This is a genomic window from Streptococcus sp. 714 (assembly GCF_013277115.1).
GTDB lineage: Bacteria > Bacillota > Bacilli > Lactobacillales > Streptococcaceae > Streptococcus.
This window is the reverse complement of sequence record NZ_VMMH01000010.1, coordinates 73,471-93,241: the sequence shown is the minus strand read 5'-3', so window position 1 is coordinate 93,241 and position 19,771 is coordinate 73,471. Positions and strand designations below refer to the sequence as shown.

Below are 19,771 nucleotides of genomic sequence, written 5' to 3'. Positions count from 1 at the left end.
ATTCATATATACAAAAAAGACTTGGTTTTTATTCAACATAAAATCAGTTTTTTTTAGTCTAATGACCTATTTCTAGTAGTATTTATAAAGTAAGTCTTTTTTATCACTTAAAAAACTCCTAGAACATCTTTCCGAAAAACTATAATTTTCTTGAAAAATATATAAACCTATGCTATACTACTAGTAGACTTAATTATGGAGAAAATACATGAAACGTGAGATTTTACTGGAACGAATCGATAAATTAAAACAAATCATGCCCTGGTATGTTTTGGAATACTACCAATCTAAGCTTGCTGTTCCCTACAGTTTTACAACCTTGTACGAATACCTCAAGGAATACGATCGATTTTTCAGCTGGGTTTTGGAGTCTGGTATATCAAACGCCGATAAAATGTCTGATATTCCTTTGTCTGTCTTGGAAAATATGTCTAAGAAAGACGTGGAAGCTTTTATCCTTTATCTACGTGAACGTCCTTTGCTGAGCGCCAATACAACCAAGCAAGGTGTTTCTCAGACGACAATCAACCGCACCTTGTCAGCCCTTTCTAGTCTTTACAAGTATCTGACCGAGGAAGTTGAAAACGACCAAGGAGAACCTTATTTCTATCGAAATGTAATGAAGAAAGTTTCAACCAAGAAAAAGAAAGAAACACTTGCTGCCAGAGCTGAAAACATCAAGCAAAAACTTTTTCTAGGTGATGAAACAGAAGGTTTTCTGACTTATATCGACCAGGAGTACCCACAACAGCTCTCAAATCGTGCTCTATCATCGTTCAATAAAAATAAGGAACGTGATTTAGCCATTATTGCCCTTCTCTTGGCGTCAGGTGTTCGCCTATCTGAAGCTGTTAATCTAGATCTAAGAGATCTCAATCTCAAAATGATGGTTATTGATGTCACTCGAAAAGGTGGTAAACGTGACTCGGTCAATGTCGCAGCCTTTGCTAAGCCTTATTTAGAAAACTATCTCTCAATAAGAAGTCAGCGTTATCAGACTGAAAAAACAGATACAGCACTTTTTTTGACTCTATATCGTGGAATTCCAAATCGAATTGATGCTTCTAGTGTTGAAAAAATGGTCGCTAAGTATTCTGAAAACTTTAAAGTACGTGTCACTCCCCACAAACTCCGCCATACCCTAGCAACTAGGCTCTATGATGCAACTAAATCGCAAGTTTTGGTTAGCCACCAGCTAGGACACGCCAGTACGCAAGTCACTGACCTCTATACTCATATCGTCAATGATGAACAAAAGAATGCTCTGGACAGTTTATAAATTACATAAAATAAATTATGTAATAAATTAGAAAGGGATTCAATAAACTATTAATTTTATTTGATCATATCAAATAAAATTGCTAACAGAGTAAACAGCTTTAAAGAATATGAAATAAAATTTATGTGGCCACTAGCTTGCCTTTCTTTGTAGTATCCTGGATATGCAAATCACTTATAATTGGTATTCATCTTAAAATAAGAGGATCCCACAAAAATAAATCAAATTGAGCACCTATAAAAACATACTGCCTGCGATGGCCAATATTTTAGCAGAAAATAAAATTCCTTTAAAAACAATCATGGATAGGGTTGGTCATTCTGATTCTGAGGTCACCACTTCCATCTACACACACGTTACAAAAAACATGAAAGATGAAGCAATCAATGTACTGGACAAAGTAATGAAAAATATTTTTTAAAAAGTTATGCCCCTTTTATGCCCCCTGAACACAAAAATAGCCCTTCGGATAAAATCCGAAGGGCTAGAAACGTTGTTAAATCAACGGCCGAACTTTTGAATTTCAAGGTTCGGGATAAAATAGTTCAATGAACTATTTTATTTTTTCAAGTTATATACCTATAATAAAGTACCCCAAAAATGCACAATTTTAAAGAGCTTATTTTGTCTAATCTAGTAAAAGTGACAAGGTACAAACAAGTAGGGTATTTTTGAGGGGTAACAAAAAAGGTAATAAAATTGACGAGTTCAGCAGGCAAGGGAAATAGCACTTTTCATAGTGTTATTTTTTTAATTCAGCAATGGAGTAGGCACTTAATTGATAGAAACAAAAAGCACCTAGTTTCCTAGATGCTAGCACAATAGCCCGGATTCGAACCGGAATCTCCTCAATCAAGGCGCAATCCCTATATACTACTCATTGTACTTTGGTTTATTATATCATACAATCAATTAGATATCTACCAAGTCATGATACGCTCCCATATTCGGTAATGGAATAATACTAAAATACAAATCTGAATAAGTTTCAAACCATTTATTTAGCTTGTTATAGGCTGACGACTGACTAACAAATAATATACGTTGACAAGCTCCGATAACATTCATGTGATTATACACATAAACCTCTTTAATGGCCGTTAAAAAATCGTCTTCACTAGTCTGTACCCTAATATCTGTTATCTGTTTAATCGTGGTGTATTTTTTATAAGCAAGCAGATCTTGCTTTTTAGCAGCATCAAACATTTTACTCTCAAGGATACTATACTTAGGATTTTCTTTATCTCTCATGAAATACCACTTGAGCCATAAAATTTTTTCTCTGTGGATTACTGAAATACGCTCAATTTTCTTCTTTGGCATGATTACCTCCTAAATTATTAATCTAATAGCTTTAACCACTCACTTTTTGAGATTGTTGTATAAGGTTCATCTAGCGCGTGATATAAAGGTTCTAAACCTTTGTTAAATCGGATATAGTCCATTTTATCCTCATGCTTTGGAAAATATAAGATTCCTGTTTCATCTTCATTTAGACTACGGTTACACCAATCATCAACGATAACCTGCACTTCCCATTCACGCCACTTTTTAAGGTTTTCTAAAAGTTCAATATCACTAAATAGCTCACCATCAACTTGGAAAAATTCTCCCAGATCATCGTTACCCTCGACGATGATAACTTCAGGCATATTTCTACTACTTAATAATTCCTTGAGTTCTTGTAACTCTTTGATCTCCTTTAGATACTTCCTCAATTTCTAACCTCAATTCTTCAATTTGTCTTACTACTCCAAAAATTTCATGAGTTTTATATGATTGTTCAAGTATAGCTTTTGCTGCTTGAGTTCTTATAAACGGGTTAACCTTAGCATCCATCATAATATCATTGAGTACAGAAACAGCATTGGATGAGGCTAGATATAGCATCTGTGTAGTTTTATCCATCATCTCATCTTGTTTTAGTCTCAATGTTTTTTTAACTGCTGCAACCTTTAGATACTTATGACCTGTTGCCCTTGACACCCCTGCTTTTTGGCACGCTTTTTCTATCGTTGGCTCGGTAAGCATGGCATCTATGAATTTTATTTGTTTGGATGTAAGGCCATCATTTTCATTTCCTGCCATCTATTACCTCCTCGTTATCAAAATAAAGGGTTCCCCCTTTATTTCTTATTTTAAATATTTACGCAATTCTTCATCCAGTGACTCAATATTGCTCTCAACAATCATCTCATGTTGCATTAAATCAATCTTATCACCGTTGATATATAAACCATCATGAAAGTAATTAATTTTCCTAATAAAGAAGATGACTAATTTTTCAAGAAGATTTTGTTGTTTGAATTGATCTATATCAATTTCAATATAAGAAAGATTAGCATCATTTTCGATAATATTCTCTAACTTTCTAATTGCTAAAGGTTTATTCTTATACTTTTCTAAATATTCTTTCATTTCTACCGCTGTTGGCTTGATACTAGAAAATAAAGATAAATCAGCTACATCATCTGCTGTAATAGATTCTTCTTTCGATTTAAGATTTGCTAATTCAATATTTTTCTCTTTTTCTAGTTGTTGATACAGCATTTGATAAGTATTGTTAGAATAATTTTCTGCATCTTTTTTATATTTCAACAGTGTTTCTTCTGCATAAACTTTTCCGATTAACTGTTTTTGTAATTTATCTTGAAAATCGTCCTGCATGGCGATATAACCACGCATATATTCTATTTTTTTCTTCCCAAATGCTTGAATGTCATTTTTAAGTGTTGTAAGTGTCATGTTATCCTCCTTATGACAAAAAGTAAAAGAGGTATGACAAAAGAGTGTTAAACTCAATTATCATACCTCTGGTTTTTCCAGTCAGTATTTATTAACAATGTCCTCCAGTGGTCACTTCCTTATAAACTAACTGCCCATCTTGAGCTTTTAGCTTAATACTCCCGTGTTCTGGAATTTCAATGTACTTTATTATACCATTTTTTGAGTATAAAACAAAGCCTTTCTCCATCATTTCTAATAATTTATTATCCTTGTTTTCAGTCATGAATTTCTCCTTTATTTCGATTTATTATAATCTGAATATCCCTAGTCTATTGATTTGACTAGGTTTTTAAGGTTCGTGTTATAAAATACTACCCTTTTTGTGTACCTATTAGTTGTTTTTTCGTCATTGGTTAAATTACCATGCTTGATTAGTTTGGCCGAGGAAAGCATAGTAATTTTTTAAGAGGGTGATTTCGCCCCCCATGAAAAGTGTCTAGTTTTGTTTAGGTTTGTAAGTCAATTACTTCAGTTTAACTGCTTTACTTTGTTTTTTAACTGATTAATTGAGTATCGCTTATCCTTGATCGTGAATGACTTGAAAAAGTTACCCTCTAGACCAGTTCTGACACGGCTGGCCACTCGATCACTATACAAGCTAGCAATCTCTGAGCTACTTAGATTTGTAGTAATAATGGTTTTATCTCGATTACTGAGAATATCAAAAATAAACTCTTCTTCCCAGACTGATTTACCTTTACTACTAGCGTTGTCCGATTTTATACCTAAATCATCAAGTATCAGGTAATCAACCTCTTTCAGCATTCTTGAGTAGTGCCCCTCTAGACTAGTAGGAGCGTTAAAGCTCTCTCGAACTCGTCTAAGGATTTCTGTTAGATTGACAAATAGCACGCTTTTAGGCTCTCCTTTGGCCTTGTAGCCCTCGTTTATAGCCTTAGCAATAGCTACGCTTAGATGACTCTTTCCTATCCCTGTAGATCCTGTAAATAGGGTATTCCCTGTCATGCCGTCCAGGTATTTCTCTACTTGCACTCTAGCAAACTCAAGTAGTTGCTTTTCCTCGGCTGTCTCAGCTATGAAATTATCAAAGCCAGCCTCTTTTAACTCTCTAGGGATCGTACTGTCTCGCATAAGCACATTATAAGTTTTTAGATAAGTCTCAGCATTTAGGCTATTATTAACTCCCTCTTGTTCTTCCCTATCTATTTGCTTCTGACAACATTTAGGGCAAAACTCTTGTATGCTTCGTTCCTTACTGCCTCTTATCGGTGTTGATATTTGCCAATAATTGACCTTGTGAACCTCACATACCTTATCACTAATTTTTCTGTTGTTATATTGCTCAAATTTATTTTCCATTGCTTACCCTCCTAAAATGGATTTTCTTCTGTTCGTGTTTTCAGCCATTCTTCACGGCTCATAGGTTCTGATTGCTCAGGAGATTGTTTCCTAGCCTCACGCGCTGCTCTGCTATTTCTAACAAGTTCCACCGTCAATAAATTGTCCTGTTTCCAACGGTTAAGGATTGCCTTGATGTATGCAAAGTTTGCTTTACCCTGACTGACAGCCTCTTTTAACGCCTCATGAATAAGCTCTGGGCTAAAATCTTCTAGCATATACTGCAATTCTTGAATCTGTAACGGTGACAATGCTTTACCTGTCTCAGCTTCAAAAGATTTATAGAGATTTGCAAAGTCTTGATTGAGGGTAGAGGGAGTGGGTGATTGTTCTTTATCTACTTCTACCTCTTTCTCTAACTCTTTCTCTAACTCTTTCTCTATCTCTGTTGGACACGAGTTGGAAAATGTCAAAGATGGTTGGACTTTTTCCAATTTTGTTTTTTTTCGTTGTTCACGTTTATAGTTTGCCCAGTTTGTTTCACTCTCAACCAAGGCTTTTGCCTGTGGTAGTTCTGCGTTTTTATCTTCGTCAATCTGTATTAAACCGCATTTTGTAAAGTATGCCATGGTCATATCTATATCATCTTCTGATACATCTAATTTTAGGGCTAGTTCTTCCTTGAGATTGTCAAAGTAGCCCTCATAGTATAAAATACAGTCACTTTCCAAGCTCTCTAGCATAAGCCTAATATAAATGACTGTCATGGTGTACCCGCCAGGTACCGTCTTTAGCCTCTTGATAAAAATATTATCAAAAAATTTCTTATCAATTTTTAGCCAAAAATAGACTTTTGTTTTTGCCATTGTCCCCTCCTTTGATTATTTATAATTCTCTAACTAGATTAGTTTTAATACTCTCTTACGACTACTTGCTAAACTCATTCAATTCCTCCCCATACATTGATCCCTGTAAGCTGAATATATCGCCTATAATCAGGGCTTAAATCCTCGCTAGGTGTTTCTATCATCTGTTTGCTTTCTCGCTCAAATTGGGTGCTTTTTTGGCGGTCTCGGTGGTTTAGATAAAGCAGCAAGCCAATCAATACCACGGAAAAGATAACCGCCTGTGTATTGGTTAAATCTAGCTCATTCATTTCATTGCCTCCTCAAACTGCTCTATAAGATTACCTCTCCTTTCCTCTCCTATGCACCCTTTTGGTATATCAATGGTTGCAGACTGGTTGCCATTTTTTCGCATCTCCTCCATTCTACGCTCATTTACTTTTCTAAAAAGTGCATATATTGGGTTATCGTCAGGGATAACATATCCGGCAATACTATCTCTTTTTGTCCCGTCTGCCATCGTATGAGTTACGGTATAATGTTCTTTTACCATTCGGTTTTACCTCCAAATTGTTCTATGATTTAATTTTGTTACACGTTCAATCAATTCATCACGCATGTTTCCTGGTACTTTATCACTGATAAATACCACATCTAAATTAGGTGAGTAATGGGCTCTACCTCTCCATCCATCACCATCAATAACAACCACTTTCAAAATAGACCTCCTAGCGTACAGTAAGAAAGTTAATCACATCAGAAACCTTAAAATAAAGTTTCTTGCTGCTTTCAAAAGGAGATTGATACGATACAAGCCCAATATCTATCCAATTTTTTAATGTTGTTCCAGAAATATCTAGCTCATCTTTGAGTTCCTTAGCAGTGATTAGACCTGTTTTCTTTTGTAACTTCTTCTCTAGCTCCAGCTTTTGTTGTGCTAGTCTATCAACTCTATCTAATAGCCCCTGTTCAAATTCAACTGAAAATGTCGCCATGCTCCCCTCCTAATTGTAATCCTTGTTTGAGAACGAAATATATGCCCGTAGCGCTCTTTTACATGGCCCTGCGGTGTTTCCCTCCACTCTATCAATTTTGGGAGTAATATCAAGCTCTATATAGCATTCATAACGCCATAATAGGACTAGAATAAACAAGCATATAATAATTAAGATAATACTTTGTGTTGGTGTTAGATTTAATTCATTCATTGCTATACTCCTTGAAAAATCTATCTGATAATTCTGTATGTTCTAAAACAAGAAACTTTAGCCCATTGATTGCTACCGTTACAAGATCTGTTGTTTTGTCTTGGCCAATATCAGTAATAGATATCTCTAAAGTGCTAATTACACTTTCTAGCTCAGTACATAGCAGTTCATAGCTGCTTAAAATCTTATCGTTCATGTTGTGTAATAACCTCCAATTCTTTATCATCACAATTTATCAACTTACAAGCAATCTGGTCTATTTCTTGATATGCCTGATCTGCCATTTCAAAAATAACGCTAAATGCTTGTTTCATTTGATGGTGTAAAACTGTGCTATCTGCTCCAGAATTATCAGCAAGTAATAAAACTTTACTTAGCTGTTGGATAATTTCAATATGTGGGAGTAACTTAGCTATTTTGTTGCCTTGTTGCTTGATGTTTTGTGTACTCAATGCCATTTTTGATTTTTTCCTTTATTTTTGGTAAAATTAGAATAGTAATATTTGATAAGGGGAGGATTCTTTTTCTCTCCCTTACTAAATACCTAACAAAACCACGCGCCTTGCCTTTGCTTGAGTTTTGTTATTTTTCCTTAGCCATGTACGTTGGTTTGGTCGCCTGTACATGGCTTTTTACTTGCTTTAAATTTCTTCTACTAGCCAAGTCATCACGCTCTCATAGATGCGCTTAGGGGCATCATAGTTTCCATTCTCAACTTTTGTCAGAGTTTGAGATTTAATACCCAACTGCTCCGATACTGCTTTTTTGGTTAGCTGTAATCTTGCACGCTTGATACGTACTTTTTCAGCAAGTGATAGTGTAATCAACATTGGTTTCACCTCCTTTTTTTGAAATTGTAAAAAGCAAATCTTAAATTCAATTTACGGTTTTTTACGGCTTTTTTAACTATATGATAGCGACTTTTTACGGCTTTGTCAAGTGTTAAATAACATTTTTTTATTTTTTTGTGGCATAAAAAGCCGTTTATGCTATAATAGTACAAAGGAGGAAGCCCATGAGTGAACATACGGTAAAAAACAAAACACGAATTAAACAACTAAGAATTGAGCAAAATCTATCTCAAGCAGAAGTGGCTAAAGCTATCGGTGTAAATCTTCGTACTTACCAAAGATGGGAAAGTGGAGATGCTAATATAAGACAAAGAAACGCCAATGAGCTAGCTAAATATTTCAAAGTCCCCCTAGGATACTTATTAGGCTATGATGTGGATTTTTTAAAAAACGATCGGGTAGCTGGCTTAGATTGGGTATATGATATTTTTAGCGACACTCTTTCAGAGAAACAAATCGAGAAATTGAGATTGAAAATTTCAGATACAGAATTTCTAAAACGCAACGGATACATTCACTCCATCAATCCAGAAAGTGATTTTTTAGCTTTTCTAAACTCCGCAAAAGGAGACTACTTTAATCTAAACCTAAAATTTACGCTCTTAGATGATGATGAAAAAAATGTTATTCTGACACTTCTTGAAAATTTAACAAAACAACAATAACCCTTATCTTCGTGTATAAATACCTAACAAAACCACGCGCCTTGCCTGCTGATGGAAAGAAAGGTACAAATACATGAATATCAAAGAGAAAATCAAAAAGAATGGTCAAAGAGTTTATTATGCTAGTGTTTATCTAGGCGTTGACCAACTAACGGGCAAGAAAGCCCGTACAACTATTACAGCAACTACTAAAAAGGGAGTTAAAGTAAAAGCGCGTGATGCGATCAATACTTTTGCTGCTAATGGCTATACAGTTAAAGACAAGCCGACAATTACAACATACAATGAGCTTGTAAAAGTTTGGTGGGATAGTTACAAGAATACAGTTAAGCCAAATACTCGCCAATCCATGGAGGGGTTGGTTAGAGTGCATTTATTGCCTGTATTTGGCGATTACAAGCTATCTAAACTCACTACGCCTATTCTTCAACAACAAGTAAACAAATGGGCTGACAAGGCAAATAAAGGCGAAAAAGGAGCATTTGCTAACTACTCCTTGCTCCATAACATGAATAAGCGTATTTTGAAATATGGCGTAGCTATCCAGGTAATACAATACAACCCAGCTAATGATGTTATCGTTCCACGCAAACAGCAAAAAGAAAAGGCTGCTGTCAAATACTTAGACAACAAAGAATTAAAACAGTTTCTTGATTATTTAGACACTCTGGATCAATCAAATTATGAGAACTTATTTGATGTTGTCCTGTATAAGACTTTATTGGCCACTGGTTGCCGTATTAGTGAGGCTCTGGCTCTTGAATGGTCTGATATTGACCTAGAAAACGGTGTTATCAGTATCAATAAGACACTAAACCGCTATCAGGAAATAAACTCACCTAAATCAAGCGCTGGTTATCGAGATATACCAATAGACAAAGCCACATTACTTTTACTGAAACAATACAAAAACCGTCAACAAATTCAGTCTTGGAAATTAGGTCGATCTGAAACGGTTGTATTCTCTGTATTTACAGAAAAATATGCCTATGCTTGTAACTTACGAAAGCGCCTAAATAAGCATTTTGATGCTGCTGGAGTAACTAACGTATCATTTCATGGTTTCCGCCATACACATACTACTATGATGCTCTACGCTCAAGCTAGCCCTAAAGATGTTCAGTACAGACTGGGACACTCTAATTTAATGATCACTGAAAATACTTACTGGCATACTAACCAAGAGAATGCAAAAAAAGCCGTCTCAAATTATGAAACAGCTATCAGCAATTTATAAAAAATAAGGGTGACCCATTTCCGGGCTACCCTCTTACTATACCAAAAATTAGTAGGGGTAGTAAAAAGGGTATTAAATTATAAAAAGCACTAAGGGAAAGCGCCTCAAAGTGCTTATTTCAAAGGCTTTATAGCCCCTCATCTCATAAAGAGATTATTTTTTCAAGTTGTAGAATGATTTCAATCCACGGTATTCAGCTACTTCACCAAGTTGGTCTTCAATGCGAAGCAATTGGTTGTATTTAGCGATACGGTCTGTACGTGAAAGTGAACCAGTTTTGATTTGTCCTGCGTTTGTTGCAACTGCGATGTCAGCGATTGTTGAATCTTCAGTTTCACCTGAACGGTGTGATACAACGGCAGTGTAACCAGCTTCTTTAGCCATTTCGATAGCTTCAAAAGTTTCAGTAAGAGTACCGATTTGGTTAACTTTGATAAGGATTGAGTTAGCAGCACCTTCTTGGATACCACGTGCAAGGTAGTCAGTGTTTGTTACGAAGAAGTCGTCACCAACAAGTTGTACTTTCTTACCAAGACGTTCAGTAAGAGCTTTCCAACCATCCCAGTCGTTTTCATCCATACCATCTTCGATAGTGATGATTGGGTATTTGTTAACCAATTCTTCAAGGTAGTCGATTTGTTCTGCAGATGTACGAACAGCAGCGCCTTCACCTTCAAATTTAGTGTAGTCGTAAACTTTACGTTCTTTATCGTAGAATTCTGATGAAGCACAGTCAAATCCGATAAATACGTCTTTACCTGGAACATATCCAGCAGCTTCAATCGCAGCAAGGATAGTTTCAACACCATCTTCAGTTCCTTCGAAACGAGGAGCGAATCCACCTTCGTCACCTACGGCAGTTTCCAAACCACGTGATTTAAGGATTTTCTTAAGAGCATGGAAGATTTCAGCACCGTAACGAAGAGCTTCTTTGAATGTTGGCGCACCAACTGGCAAGATCATAAACTCTTGGAAAGCGATTGGAGCGTCAGAGTGAGAACCACCGTTGATGATGTTCATCATTGGAGTTGGAAGAACTTTAGTGTTGAATCCACCAAGGTAACTGTAAAGTGGGATTTCAAGGTAGTCAGCAGCAGCACGAGCCACAGCGATAGACACACCAAGGATTGCGTTCGCACCCAATTTACCTTTGTTAGGAGTACCGTCAAGTGCGATCATAGCACGGTCGATAGCTTGTTGGTCACGTACATCGTAGCCGATGATAGCTTCAGCAATGATGTTGTTTACGTTGTCAACAGCTTTTTGTGTACCAAGACCACCGTAACGAGATTTGTCACCGTCGCGAAGTTCAACTGCTTCGTGTTCACCAGTAGAAGCTCCTGATGGAACCATACCACGTCCGAAAGCACCTGATTCAGTGTAAACTTCTACTTCAAGTGTTGGGTTACCGCGTGAGTCTAGGACTTCGCGAGCGTAAACATCAGTAATAATTGACATTTTTTACTCTCCTTATGAGTTAAATTTTTTACACCTCTATAATACCTTAAAAACCCTCCTTTTTCAAGAAAAAACGTTATCTTTGTGTAAATTTTCCTTAACTTTATTAAGCAACCGCTTTCTTTTATATGTTTTCTTTTTATTTTTATGATATACTATTTTCATGACAGATTTATCAAAACAATTACTTGAAAAAGCTCATGGTGGGCCAAAATTAAATCCGGATGAGCAAAGACGCTATCTTGGTACCTTTGAGGAAAGAGTTCTTGGATATGCAGATATTGACACAGCAAATAGCCCTCAGTTAGAAAAAGGCTTTTTATCTATTTTAGAAAACCTTCAGGAAAAGTCTGAGCCACTATTTGTGAAGATTTCACCAACTATCGAATTTGACAAGCAAGTTTTCTATTTGAAGGAAGCCAAAGAAACCGATAGTCAAGCTACCATTGTATCTGAAGAGCATACTTCTTCTCCTTTTGGCCTGATTATTCACACCAATGCACCAGTTCAAGTAGAAGAAAAGGATCTTCGACTTGCTTTTCCAGAACTTTGGGAAGGTAAAAAGGAAGAACCTGCCAAAACATCCATTTGGAAAAAATGGTTTGGCTAAATCTTAGGCATATTTAATAAATTTCCAATATTGGTAGCCGTATGCTCTAAATAGATACTGGCATTTTTCAAACTATCTTCTAAAGGTTCACTTTTCTCCAAAATAGAAAAGGCAGCTTGGATATTTTCAAATGGTAGGGAAGGTAAATCTTCAGCGAGACTACCGCAAATAGCAATAACAGGAACTCCGACAGGGGTTCTTTTTGCTACACCAATTGGTGCTTTCCCTGCTAAACTTTGACGATCTAGTCTTCCTTCTCCAACAATAACCAAGTCAGCATCGGAAACTTTCTTATCAAAGTCAATCAAGTCTAGGCAGGTATCAATCCCAGATACGATACTTGCATGAGCAAAGGCACACAAACCGCCAGCAATGCCTCCACCAGCTCCTGCTCCTTTAAGTTCTAATGTTGCAGGTGAGACTTTTTCATAAAAATTTTGTATCGCCTGATCTACGGCTTTAAACATAGTAGAATCTAGACCTTTTTGTTTGCCAAACGTGTAGGTAGCACCTTGATATCCACATAAGGGACTCACGACATCTGCTAAAATACGAATGTGAACATCTTCAGGAATTTCATAGCGATTTTCTATTGAAACAGAAGCGATGTTTAGTAAGGACAGTCCACAAGCGGGCAAGACATTTCCATTCCTATCATAAAATTGATAACCTAAAGCAGCAGCAATACCTATACCTCCGTCATTACTGGCCGTACCACCAACGCCAATATAGATATCTTTAATTCCTTGATCAATGAGGTGGCGAATCAATTCTCCAATTCCACGAGTTTGGATTTGCAGTGGATTTCGTTTTTCTAGCGGAATTTTTCCAAGTCCAACCAAGTCAGCTACTTCAAATAGTGCCAGATGTCCTTTTTGGAAATAGCGCATGGCTTCTTTTTGGCCAAAAGGTCCTGTCACTTGGATCCATTTTTCTTCAAGATCAAGAGAATGTCGGATAGCATCTACAGTGCCTTCTCCCCCATCACCAACAGGGCAGAGGAGACAGTCTACATCTGCTAGCGATTGTTGGAACCCTCTCTTAATAGCTTCAGCAACCTGCTCTGCAGTCAAGCTTTCCTTAAACGAATCTGGTGCAATTACAATCTTCATATTTTCCCTCATTCTAAAAAGTCAATCAAAGGAAGTACTTCTACAAAATCCCTCTTGTCAACATGATTCGGTATTTCTTTTTTCAGGACTTCTTTGGCACAAAAAGCGACTCCTATTCCCGCTGACTCTAGCATCAATAAATCATTGGCCCCATCACCGATTGCAACCGTTCTTTCTCTAGGAAGTTGCAGTTCCTTTCTCCATTTTTCCAGAGTTGCTTGTTTGACTTCAGGGCTTATAATTGCTCCAACTAATTCCCCTGTTAGAAAACCGTCTTTGACTTCAAGTTGGTTGGCAGAGAAATAGGTAATGCCAAGGGATTTAGCTAATCTCTCAACTATTGGACTAAATCCACCAGACACCAGACCAACTAGGATGGCATTCTTTTCGAGAATAGAAACGAATTTCTGGGCATTTGGCGATAGATGAATAGAGTTGAAGACTTTCTCAAAGACCGAAACAGGAAGACCTGCCAACAAGGACACTCTTTTTCTTAAACTGCTTTCAAAGTCTAACTCTCCTCGCATTGCCCGACTTGTAATCTGCGAAATTTCCTCCTCACGACCTGCCTCTCTTCCCAACAAATCAATCACCTCTTCTAGGATTAAGGTTCCATCAACATCCATAACACACAAACCTTTTACTTGAGACATCAGTTCTCCTCTCTAAATAGCCCAAAAATCGTATGAAGTCATCATACGATTTTATCTATTAATTAACTAAACTATGGTACAAGTCAAGGTATGACTTGCAGGCTGTATCCCACGAGAAATCACACTCCATAGCTTGTTTTTGTAGTTTTTTCCAAACGTCAGGATGGTTTCTATACAAGTCCAATGCTGTTTGGAAAGTCCAATTTAACCAATAAGGAGATAGATTGTCAAAGCTAAAGCCCGTTCCGCTTCCTTCTATTGGATTAAAAGCTTGAACGGTATCTCGCAAACCACCAACTTCATGAACCAATGGTAAGGTTCCGTAACGCATCGCCATCATTTGAGACAAACCACACGGTTCAAAACGACTCGGCATGAGGAAGAGGTCACAAGCAGCGTAGATTTCTTGAGCTAGTTTGACATCAAAAGTGATATTTGCTGATAGCTTGTCTGGATAGATTTGAGCAAACCATGAGAAAGCCCCCTCAAATGCTGGATCGCCAGTTCCCAAAAGAACAATCTGAACATCATTTTGCAAGATATGGTGCAGACTTTCGACAACCACATCAAAACCTTTTTGACGTGTCAAACGAGAAACAATTCCCACCAGTGGAACGTCGGCTCTAACTGGCAAGCCAACTCTTTCTTGCAATTTTGCCTTATTCTGGGCTTTTCCAGACAAATCTTCCTGATTAAAATGATAGTCTAAAAGAGCATCCGTCTGAGGATTATACAGGTCAGCATCAATCCCATTCACGATACCAGATACTTTACCTGATTCCATTCGAAGAATTTGATCCAAGTTACATCCGAACTGACTGGTCATAATTTCATGAGCATAACTAGGTGAAACGGTTGAAACACGGTCAGCATAAAGAATACCAGCCTTCATCCAGTTCAGACAGTTGTTCCATCGAAGGGTGCCATCAGCATAACGTTCAAAGCCGACTCCAAACAAATCCCATAACATTCCTTCTGAAAATTGTCCTTGGAATTCCAAATTATGAATGGTTAAAACAGTTTTTATTCCTTGATAGGCTTGAATCCAACGGTATTTTTCCTTTAACAAGAAAGGAATCATAGCTGTATGGTAGTCATGAACATGGAGAAGGTCAGGAATAAAGTCAATCCTTTCCATAGCCTCAATGGCAGCAAGTTGGAAAAAGGCAAAGCGTTCTCCGTCATCAAAATCACCGTAAACATGACCACGGAAAAAATAATATTGATTGTCAATAAAGTAGAAGGTCACACCGTTTAAGACTGTTTTCTTAATTCCACAATACTGTCTGCGCCAACCAACACTCACCTCAAAATGAAGAACATCTTCAATCTGATTTCCAAATTTAGTCTCTACCATGTCATAGTAGGGTAAAATCACTGCAACTTCGTGCCCAGCTTTTACCAGTGATTTTGGAAGAGCGCCAATAACGTCTCCCAAACCACCTGTTTTTGAAAAGGGTGCACCCTCTGCTGCTACAAATAAAATTTTCATGAATGAATATCCTCTATTACTTTGCTACCTTTCTTAACGACAACTGGATGTTCTGCAGTTCCTCGAATCACAACACCAGGCTCAACTTCAACACCCTTGTCTAAGATAGCATATTCTACCTGAGCTCCTTCTCCAATGACAACGCGAGGGAAGAGTAGACTATCTTTAACCAAGCTATCCTTATGGACATGAATATTACGTGATAGAACAGAATTAGCCACTTGACCTTCAATGATACTACCAGAGGCAAACTGAGAAGTACTTACCTTAGATGTATTGGCATAGTAAGTTGGCTCTTCGTTTTTGACCTTTGTATAAATCTTTTGATTTGGTGAGAAGAGAGAATAGAATTTTTGTGATTCAAGCATATCTTTGTTAGCTTGATAATAAGACTCTACAGAGTGAATATTTGCCAGATAACCTGTGTACTCGTAGGCAAAAGCCCCTTCTTTTGCAGCCAAATCCCGTAAAACATAGCGCAACTTCTCTGGATGTTCTTTCTTAGCTTCTTCTTCCAAGCGTTCTATCAACCAAGGTGTATCAACGACAAAGATATCTGTAGACATGTTATAGATTTGATCTGGTAACTTGCTATCAAAGAGTTTATGAGAACGAACATGGTCTGTTTCATCCACTTCCAAGATTGCGTTTACTTCTGAAATGTCTTTCTTAGCTAGTTTTTTATAAACTACAGTGATAGGCCCTTTTGTTGTACTGTGTAGATGGAATACTTGATTCAGATCAATGTTAATCAAGACATCGCAGTTGAGGGCAACCGTTTGGTTTGAGCCAGAACGTTTCAAATAAGTAAGAAGCTGTTGGTAGTATTCTTTTCCAACCGTACTACTTTCCACACGAGTATTGTAAATACCTAGATAATAGTGACTGAGAAGAGTTGATAAGCCCCACTCACGTCCTGAACGGATATGGTCAAAGACAGAACTGATATTGTCTTGTTGGAAAATACCAAAGATACTACGGACACCTGCATTAGCAAGACTTGAAAGCGGGAAGTCAATCAAGCGATATTTACCTCCAAAAGGCAAACTAGCTACTGGACGGTGATCCGTCAGTGTTGACATATCATGAAAACCAACTGTATTTCCTAAAATGGCAGAATATTTATCAATCTTCATCTGTTGCTACCCCCACTACTTCATCATATCCTACAACTTGTACTTCTTCTGTTCCATCAATTTCGACACCATCAGAAATAACTGCACCTTCACCAATAATGGCACGTTTGATTTTAGCTCCCTGACCAACAATTGCACCACTCATGATAACTGAATCTACTACTTCTGCCCCTTCGCGAACTTGCGCACCTGTTGAAAGGATAGAATGTTTAACAGTTCCATCTACAAAACAGCCATCGACAACCAAGGAATCTTCCACATGAGCATTTGCCCCAAGGAAGTTTGGTGGTGAAATTAAGTTTCTTGAGTAAATCTTCCATTGACGGTTACGGCTGTCCAAGGCATTCTCTGGAGAAATGTACTCCATGTTCGCTTCCCAAAGCGACTCAATCGTACCGACGTCTTTCCAGTAACCATTAAATTCATAGGCATAGACACTTTCACCTGACTCAAGGTAATTTGGAATGACATTCTTACCAAAGTCTGACATATCGACATTGCTCTTTTCAGCAGCAACGAGCATATTGCGCAGACGTTGCCAATCAAAAATGTAAATTCCCATAGAAGCTTTTGTAGATTTAGGTTGAGCTGGTTTTTCTTCAAATTCAACAATGCGGTTATTGGCATCTGTGTTCATGATACCAAAACGGCTAGCTTCTTTAAGAGGGACGTCTAAAACCGCTACTGTCAAGCTGGCATTATTATCCTTATGAGACTGGAGCATATCATCATAGTCCATTTTATAGATGTGGTCCCCAGACAGAATCAAGACATACTCAGGATTGACACTGTCAATATAATCGATATTTTGGTAAATAGCGTGGCTAGTCCCTTCGAACCAACGATTTCCTTCACTTGCAGAATAAGGTTGAAGAATAGAGACACCAGAATTGATACCGTCTAGTCCCCAGCTTGAACCATTCCCAATATGGTTATTGAGAGCAAGAGGTTGGTACTGTGTAATGACTCCAACATTGTGAATCCCTGAGTTGGCACAGTTTGAAAGAGCAAAGTCAATGATACGGTAGCGCCCACCAAATTGCACAGCTGGTTTTGCGATGCTTTGAGTGAGTTTACCGAGACGAGTTCCTTGCCCACCAGCAAGAATCAAAGCTAACATTTCATTCTTCATTTTCTACTCCTTTTTGGTTTTTACTTGTGACGGTTTTTGCAGATTTCAAGCGACGTTTGATTTTCCAAACACTTGCTCCCATAGCCGGTAGGGTAAAGGTTAAGGTCTGCTCATAATCTTTCCATAGTCCTTCTTGCGTTTGAACAGTTTGATTATGTTCTTTCCAAACGCCTCCCCACTCTTCTAACTCAGTATTCCAGACTTCTTCGTAAATCCCTGCAACAGGCAGACCAATGGTAAAATCTTTTCGTTCAACAGGTGCCATATTAAAGACGCAGACTAGCATGTCGCCCTTCTTACCCTTACGGATGAAGGAAAGGACACTCTGGTCTCGATTATCCGCATCGATGATTTCAATACCATCATAGCTGGTATCAATTTCCCACAGACAGCGGTGATCTTTGTAAAACTGGTTTAGCTGAGAAGTGAAATACTTCATCTTAGCATTCATAGGGTCTTCTAGATTAGACCATTCCAACTGCTCTTCAGATCTCCATTCTAGGAATTGGCCGTATTCACTACCCATGAAGAGCAATTTCTTACCAGGGTGACAAATTTGGTAAGTGTAGAGATTGCGTAAGCCTGCGAATTGATTGTAACGATCTCCCCACATCTTATGCATCATACTCTTCTTACCGTGAACCACTTCATCGTGCGAGAATGGTAGGAGATAGTTTTCCTTGAAAACATACATAAAGCTGAAAGTCACCAGATTAAAGTCATACTTACGGTAAATAGGGTCTTCTTCGTAGAATCGGAGGATATCATTCATCCAGCCCATATTCCACTTGTAGTCAAATCCTAAACCACCAAGCTCTTTCATTCCCGTAATCTTGGTTGCTGACGAACTTTCTTCTGCGATCATCATCACATCTGGATGTGCTAGTTTAATGACATCATTCAAGCGTTGAAGGAAATAATATCCTTCATAGTTGAGATTGCCACCATCTTTATTAGGTGTCCATGGAGCATCATCGTAGTCAAGATAGAGCATGTTGCTAACTGCATCCACTCGAATACCATCTAGATGGTAAAAGTCAATCCAAAACTTAATGCTAGAAATCAAGAAAGACTGGACTTCATTCTTTCCAAGGTCAAAATTGAGAGCGCCCCAACCATAGTTATGAGCCTTATTATGGTCTTGGTACTCAAAAGTCGGTGTCCCGTCATAATAAGCTAAGGCATCATCATTAATGGTGAAATGACCAGGTACCCAGTCTACAATAACCCCAATATTGTTTAAGTGACATTCCTCAACAAAATCTTGAAACTCTTCAGGGCGACCATAGGCATGCTCTAAAGCGAAGTAACCCATAAGCTGATAGCCCCAACTCAAACCGAGAGGGTGAGACATCAAGGGCATAAACTCAATGTGAGTATAGTTCATCTCAACTAGGTAAGGAATGAGTTCATCTTTCAATTGAGCAAAACTATAAGGACTTCCATCTGGATTTCTCTTCCAAGATCCAGCATGAACTTCGTAGATATTGACAGGACGTTCAAAGAAAGTCCAACGTTTTCTGCGAGCTAACCAAAGCCCATCCTTCCATTTCTTTTCTGGAATCTCTGTTAAAATAGCTCCAGTACCCGGACGTGCCTCATACCGTACAGCCAAAGGATCAATCTTCATCAACTGATGACCATTTGCGCGTGTGATATGATACTTATAAATTTGGCCTTCTTGAGCAAGAGTAGTGAAGACTTCCCAGACTCCAAATTCATTTCGTTCCATTAGGATTTGGTTTTCTACCCAATTGGTGAAATCCCCTACCAAGTGAACAGCCTGAGCATTAGGTGCCCACACACGGAAAGTATAGCCATACTCACCATCTTTTTCTTCCCTATGCGCTCCCAGATAATGCTGGAGGTGAAAATTTTCACCTGCTATAAAGGTTTCTAAAGCTTTTTTCTTATTCATACACCCTCCTATTTCTGTAAGCGTTTTCTATAGATTTATTATACTACCTTTTTAGGGAAGATTCAAGTAAATTACGGAATTTGCTAAAA

General features: G+C 37.8%; 25 protein-coding genes and 1 pseudogene. 5 read left to right on the top strand and 21 right to left on the bottom strand.

All coding sequences use genetic code 11. The features are described 5' to 3' along the window. Positions 1–208: 208 nt before the first annotated feature. A complete protein-coding gene (xerS, locus tag HT718_RS04700; RefSeq protein ID WP_173267635.1) occupies positions 209–1,279 on the top strand; it encodes a tyrosine recombinase XerS in 1,071 nt (356 codons plus the stop codon). A gap of 262 nt (positions 1,280–1,541) precedes the next feature. Beyond that, positions 1,542–1,700, top strand: a pseudogene (locus HT718_RS04695) (integrase); the annotation flags it as partial. 491 nt (positions 1,701–2,191) lie between these two features. Here the strand turns inward: HT718_RS04695 and HT718_RS04690 are convergent. The 14 genes from HT718_RS04690 to HT718_RS04625 all read right to left on the bottom strand — a co-directional run bounded on the left by HT718_RS04690 (position 2,192) and on the right by HT718_RS04625 (position 8,248). After that, positions 2,192–2,602 (bottom strand): hypothetical protein, encoded by a 411-nt coding sequence (locus HT718_RS04690; protein ID WP_173267627.1) that lies wholly within the window; start codon positions 2,600–2,602, stop codon positions 2,192–2,194. Positions 2,603–2,619: 17 nt separating this feature from the next. Then, positions 2,620–2,931, bottom strand: a complete 312-nt coding sequence (locus tag HT718_RS04685; RefSeq protein WP_173267625.1) for a hypothetical protein — start codon at positions 2,929–2,931, stop codon at positions 2,620–2,622. A gap of 7 nt (positions 2,932–2,938) precedes the next feature. Next, the gene (locus HT718_RS04680; RefSeq protein ID WP_173267623.1) at positions 2,939–3,367 is read right to left on the bottom strand and encodes a replication protein; all 429 of its coding nucleotides are present in this window, start codon (positions 3,365–3,367) and stop codon (positions 2,939–2,941) included. A 45-nt stretch (positions 3,368–3,412) separates the two neighbouring features. After that, complete coding sequence (locus tag HT718_RS04675) at positions 3,413–4,024, bottom strand: hypothetical protein (protein WP_240147354.1); 612 nt, start codon at positions 4,022–4,024, stop codon at positions 3,413–3,415. Between the two features lie 91 nt (positions 4,025–4,115). Continuing rightward, on the bottom strand, positions 4,116–4,289 hold the full coding sequence (locus HT718_RS04670) for a hypothetical protein (RefSeq protein ID WP_162927870.1): 174 nt from the start codon (positions 4,287–4,289) through the stop codon (positions 4,116–4,118). A 245-nt stretch (positions 4,290–4,534) separates the two neighbouring features. Then, positions 4,535–5,386, bottom strand: coding sequence for an ATP-binding protein (locus tag HT718_RS04665; protein ID WP_173267621.1), 852 nt, complete (start codon positions 5,384–5,386; stop codon positions 4,535–4,537). An 11-nt stretch (positions 5,387–5,397) separates the two neighbouring features. Further along, positions 5,398–6,231: a DnaD domain protein gene (locus HT718_RS04660; protein ID WP_173267619.1), complete on the bottom strand. Its 834-nt coding sequence runs from the start codon at positions 6,229–6,231 to the stop codon at positions 5,398–5,400. Between the two features lie 74 nt (positions 6,232–6,305). Further along, a complete protein-coding gene (locus HT718_RS04655) occupies positions 6,306–6,521 on the bottom strand; it encodes a hypothetical protein (RefSeq protein WP_173267617.1) in 216 nt (71 codons plus the stop codon). Beyond that, positions 6,518–6,763, bottom strand: a complete 246-nt coding sequence (locus tag HT718_RS04650; RefSeq protein ID WP_173267517.1) for a hypothetical protein — start codon at positions 6,761–6,763, stop codon at positions 6,518–6,520. The genes HT718_RS04655 and HT718_RS04650 overlap by 4 nt, the downstream gene beginning before the upstream one ends. A 6-nt stretch (positions 6,764–6,769) precedes the next feature. Then, positions 6,770–6,928, bottom strand: a complete 159-nt coding sequence (locus HT718_RS04645; protein ID WP_162927869.1) for a hypothetical protein — start codon at positions 6,926–6,928, stop codon at positions 6,770–6,772. A gap of 10 nt (positions 6,929–6,938) precedes the next feature. Next, positions 6,939–7,205, bottom strand: a complete 267-nt coding sequence (locus HT718_RS04640) for a hypothetical protein (protein WP_049548473.1) — start codon at positions 7,203–7,205, stop codon at positions 6,939–6,941. A 205-nt stretch (positions 7,206–7,410) separates the two neighbouring features. Then, a complete protein-coding gene (locus HT718_RS04635) occupies positions 7,411–7,614 on the bottom strand; it encodes a hypothetical protein (protein ID WP_173267616.1) in 204 nt (67 codons plus the stop codon). After that, on the bottom strand, positions 7,604–7,876 hold the full coding sequence (locus tag HT718_RS04630) for a hypothetical protein (RefSeq protein WP_173267614.1): 273 nt from the start codon (positions 7,874–7,876) through the stop codon (positions 7,604–7,606). Before HT718_RS04630 ends, HT718_RS04635 begins: the two co-directional genes overlap by 11 nt. 183 nt (positions 7,877–8,059) lie before the next feature. After that, a complete protein-coding gene (locus tag HT718_RS04625; protein ID WP_000909238.1) occupies positions 8,060–8,248 on the bottom strand; it encodes a helix-turn-helix domain-containing protein in 189 nt (62 codons plus the stop codon). Between the two features lie 185 nt (positions 8,249–8,433). Here HT718_RS04625 and HT718_RS04620 point away from each other — a divergent pair, with 185 nt between their 5' ends. Next, the gene (locus HT718_RS04620; protein WP_173267612.1) at positions 8,434–8,934 is read left to right on the top strand and encodes a helix-turn-helix transcriptional regulator; all 501 of its coding nucleotides are present in this window, start codon (positions 8,434–8,436) and stop codon (positions 8,932–8,934) included. A 73-nt stretch (positions 8,935–9,007) separates the two neighbouring features. Continuing rightward, a complete protein-coding gene (locus HT718_RS04615; protein ID WP_173267610.1) occupies positions 9,008–10,171 on the top strand; it encodes a site-specific integrase in 1,164 nt (387 codons plus the stop codon). Between the two features lie 153 nt (positions 10,172–10,324). Here HT718_RS04615 and eno read toward each other — a convergent pair whose 3' ends face one another. Then, complete coding sequence (eno, locus tag HT718_RS04610; RefSeq protein WP_000022813.1) at positions 10,325–11,629, bottom strand: surface-displayed alpha-enolase; 1,305 nt, start codon at positions 11,627–11,629, stop codon at positions 10,325–10,327. Between the two features lie 163 nt (positions 11,630–11,792). Here eno and HT718_RS04605 point away from each other — a divergent pair, with 163 nt between their 5' ends. Then, entirely contained in the window at positions 11,793–12,239 is a 447-nt protein-coding gene (locus HT718_RS04605; RefSeq protein WP_033680226.1) for a DUF1694 domain-containing protein, read from the top strand. Here the strand turns inward: HT718_RS04605 and HT718_RS04600 are convergent. The 6 genes from HT718_RS04600 to glgB are packed head-to-tail and all read right to left on the bottom strand — an operon-like array spanning position 12,236 to position 19,682. Beyond that, positions 12,236–13,351 (bottom strand): glycerate kinase, encoded by a 1,116-nt coding sequence (locus HT718_RS04600; protein ID WP_173267609.1) that lies wholly within the window; start codon positions 13,349–13,351, stop codon positions 12,236–12,238. The genes HT718_RS04605 and HT718_RS04600 overlap by 4 nt on opposite strands. A gap of 8 nt (positions 13,352–13,359) precedes the next feature. Beyond that, positions 13,360–14,004 (bottom strand): phosphoserine phosphatase SerB, encoded by a 645-nt coding sequence (gene serB, locus HT718_RS04595; RefSeq protein WP_173267607.1) that lies wholly within the window; start codon positions 14,002–14,004, stop codon positions 13,360–13,362. 58 nt (positions 14,005–14,062) lie between these two features. Continuing rightward, positions 14,063–15,496 carry a glycogen synthase GlgA gene (glgA, locus tag HT718_RS04590; RefSeq protein ID WP_173267605.1) on the bottom strand — a complete coding sequence of 478 codons (1,434 nt, stop codon included), beginning with the start codon at positions 15,494–15,496 and terminating at the stop codon, positions 14,063–14,065. Then, entirely contained in the window at positions 15,493–16,632 is a 1,140-nt protein-coding gene (glgD, locus tag HT718_RS04585) for a glucose-1-phosphate adenylyltransferase subunit GlgD (RefSeq protein ID WP_023942438.1), read from the bottom strand. The genes glgA and glgD overlap by 4 nt, the downstream gene beginning before the upstream one ends. Further along, positions 16,622–17,764 (bottom strand): glucose-1-phosphate adenylyltransferase, encoded by a 1,143-nt coding sequence (locus HT718_RS04580; protein WP_000787251.1) that lies wholly within the window; start codon positions 17,762–17,764, stop codon positions 16,622–16,624. The genes glgD and HT718_RS04580 overlap by 11 nt, the downstream gene beginning before the upstream one ends. Beyond that, positions 17,754–19,682 carry a 1,4-alpha-glucan branching protein GlgB gene (glgB, locus tag HT718_RS04575; RefSeq protein WP_173267603.1) on the bottom strand — a complete coding sequence of 643 codons (1,929 nt, stop codon included), beginning with the start codon at positions 19,680–19,682 and terminating at the stop codon, positions 17,754–17,756. The genes HT718_RS04580 and glgB overlap by 11 nt, the downstream gene beginning before the upstream one ends. Positions 19,683–19,771: the final 89 nt, after the last annotated feature.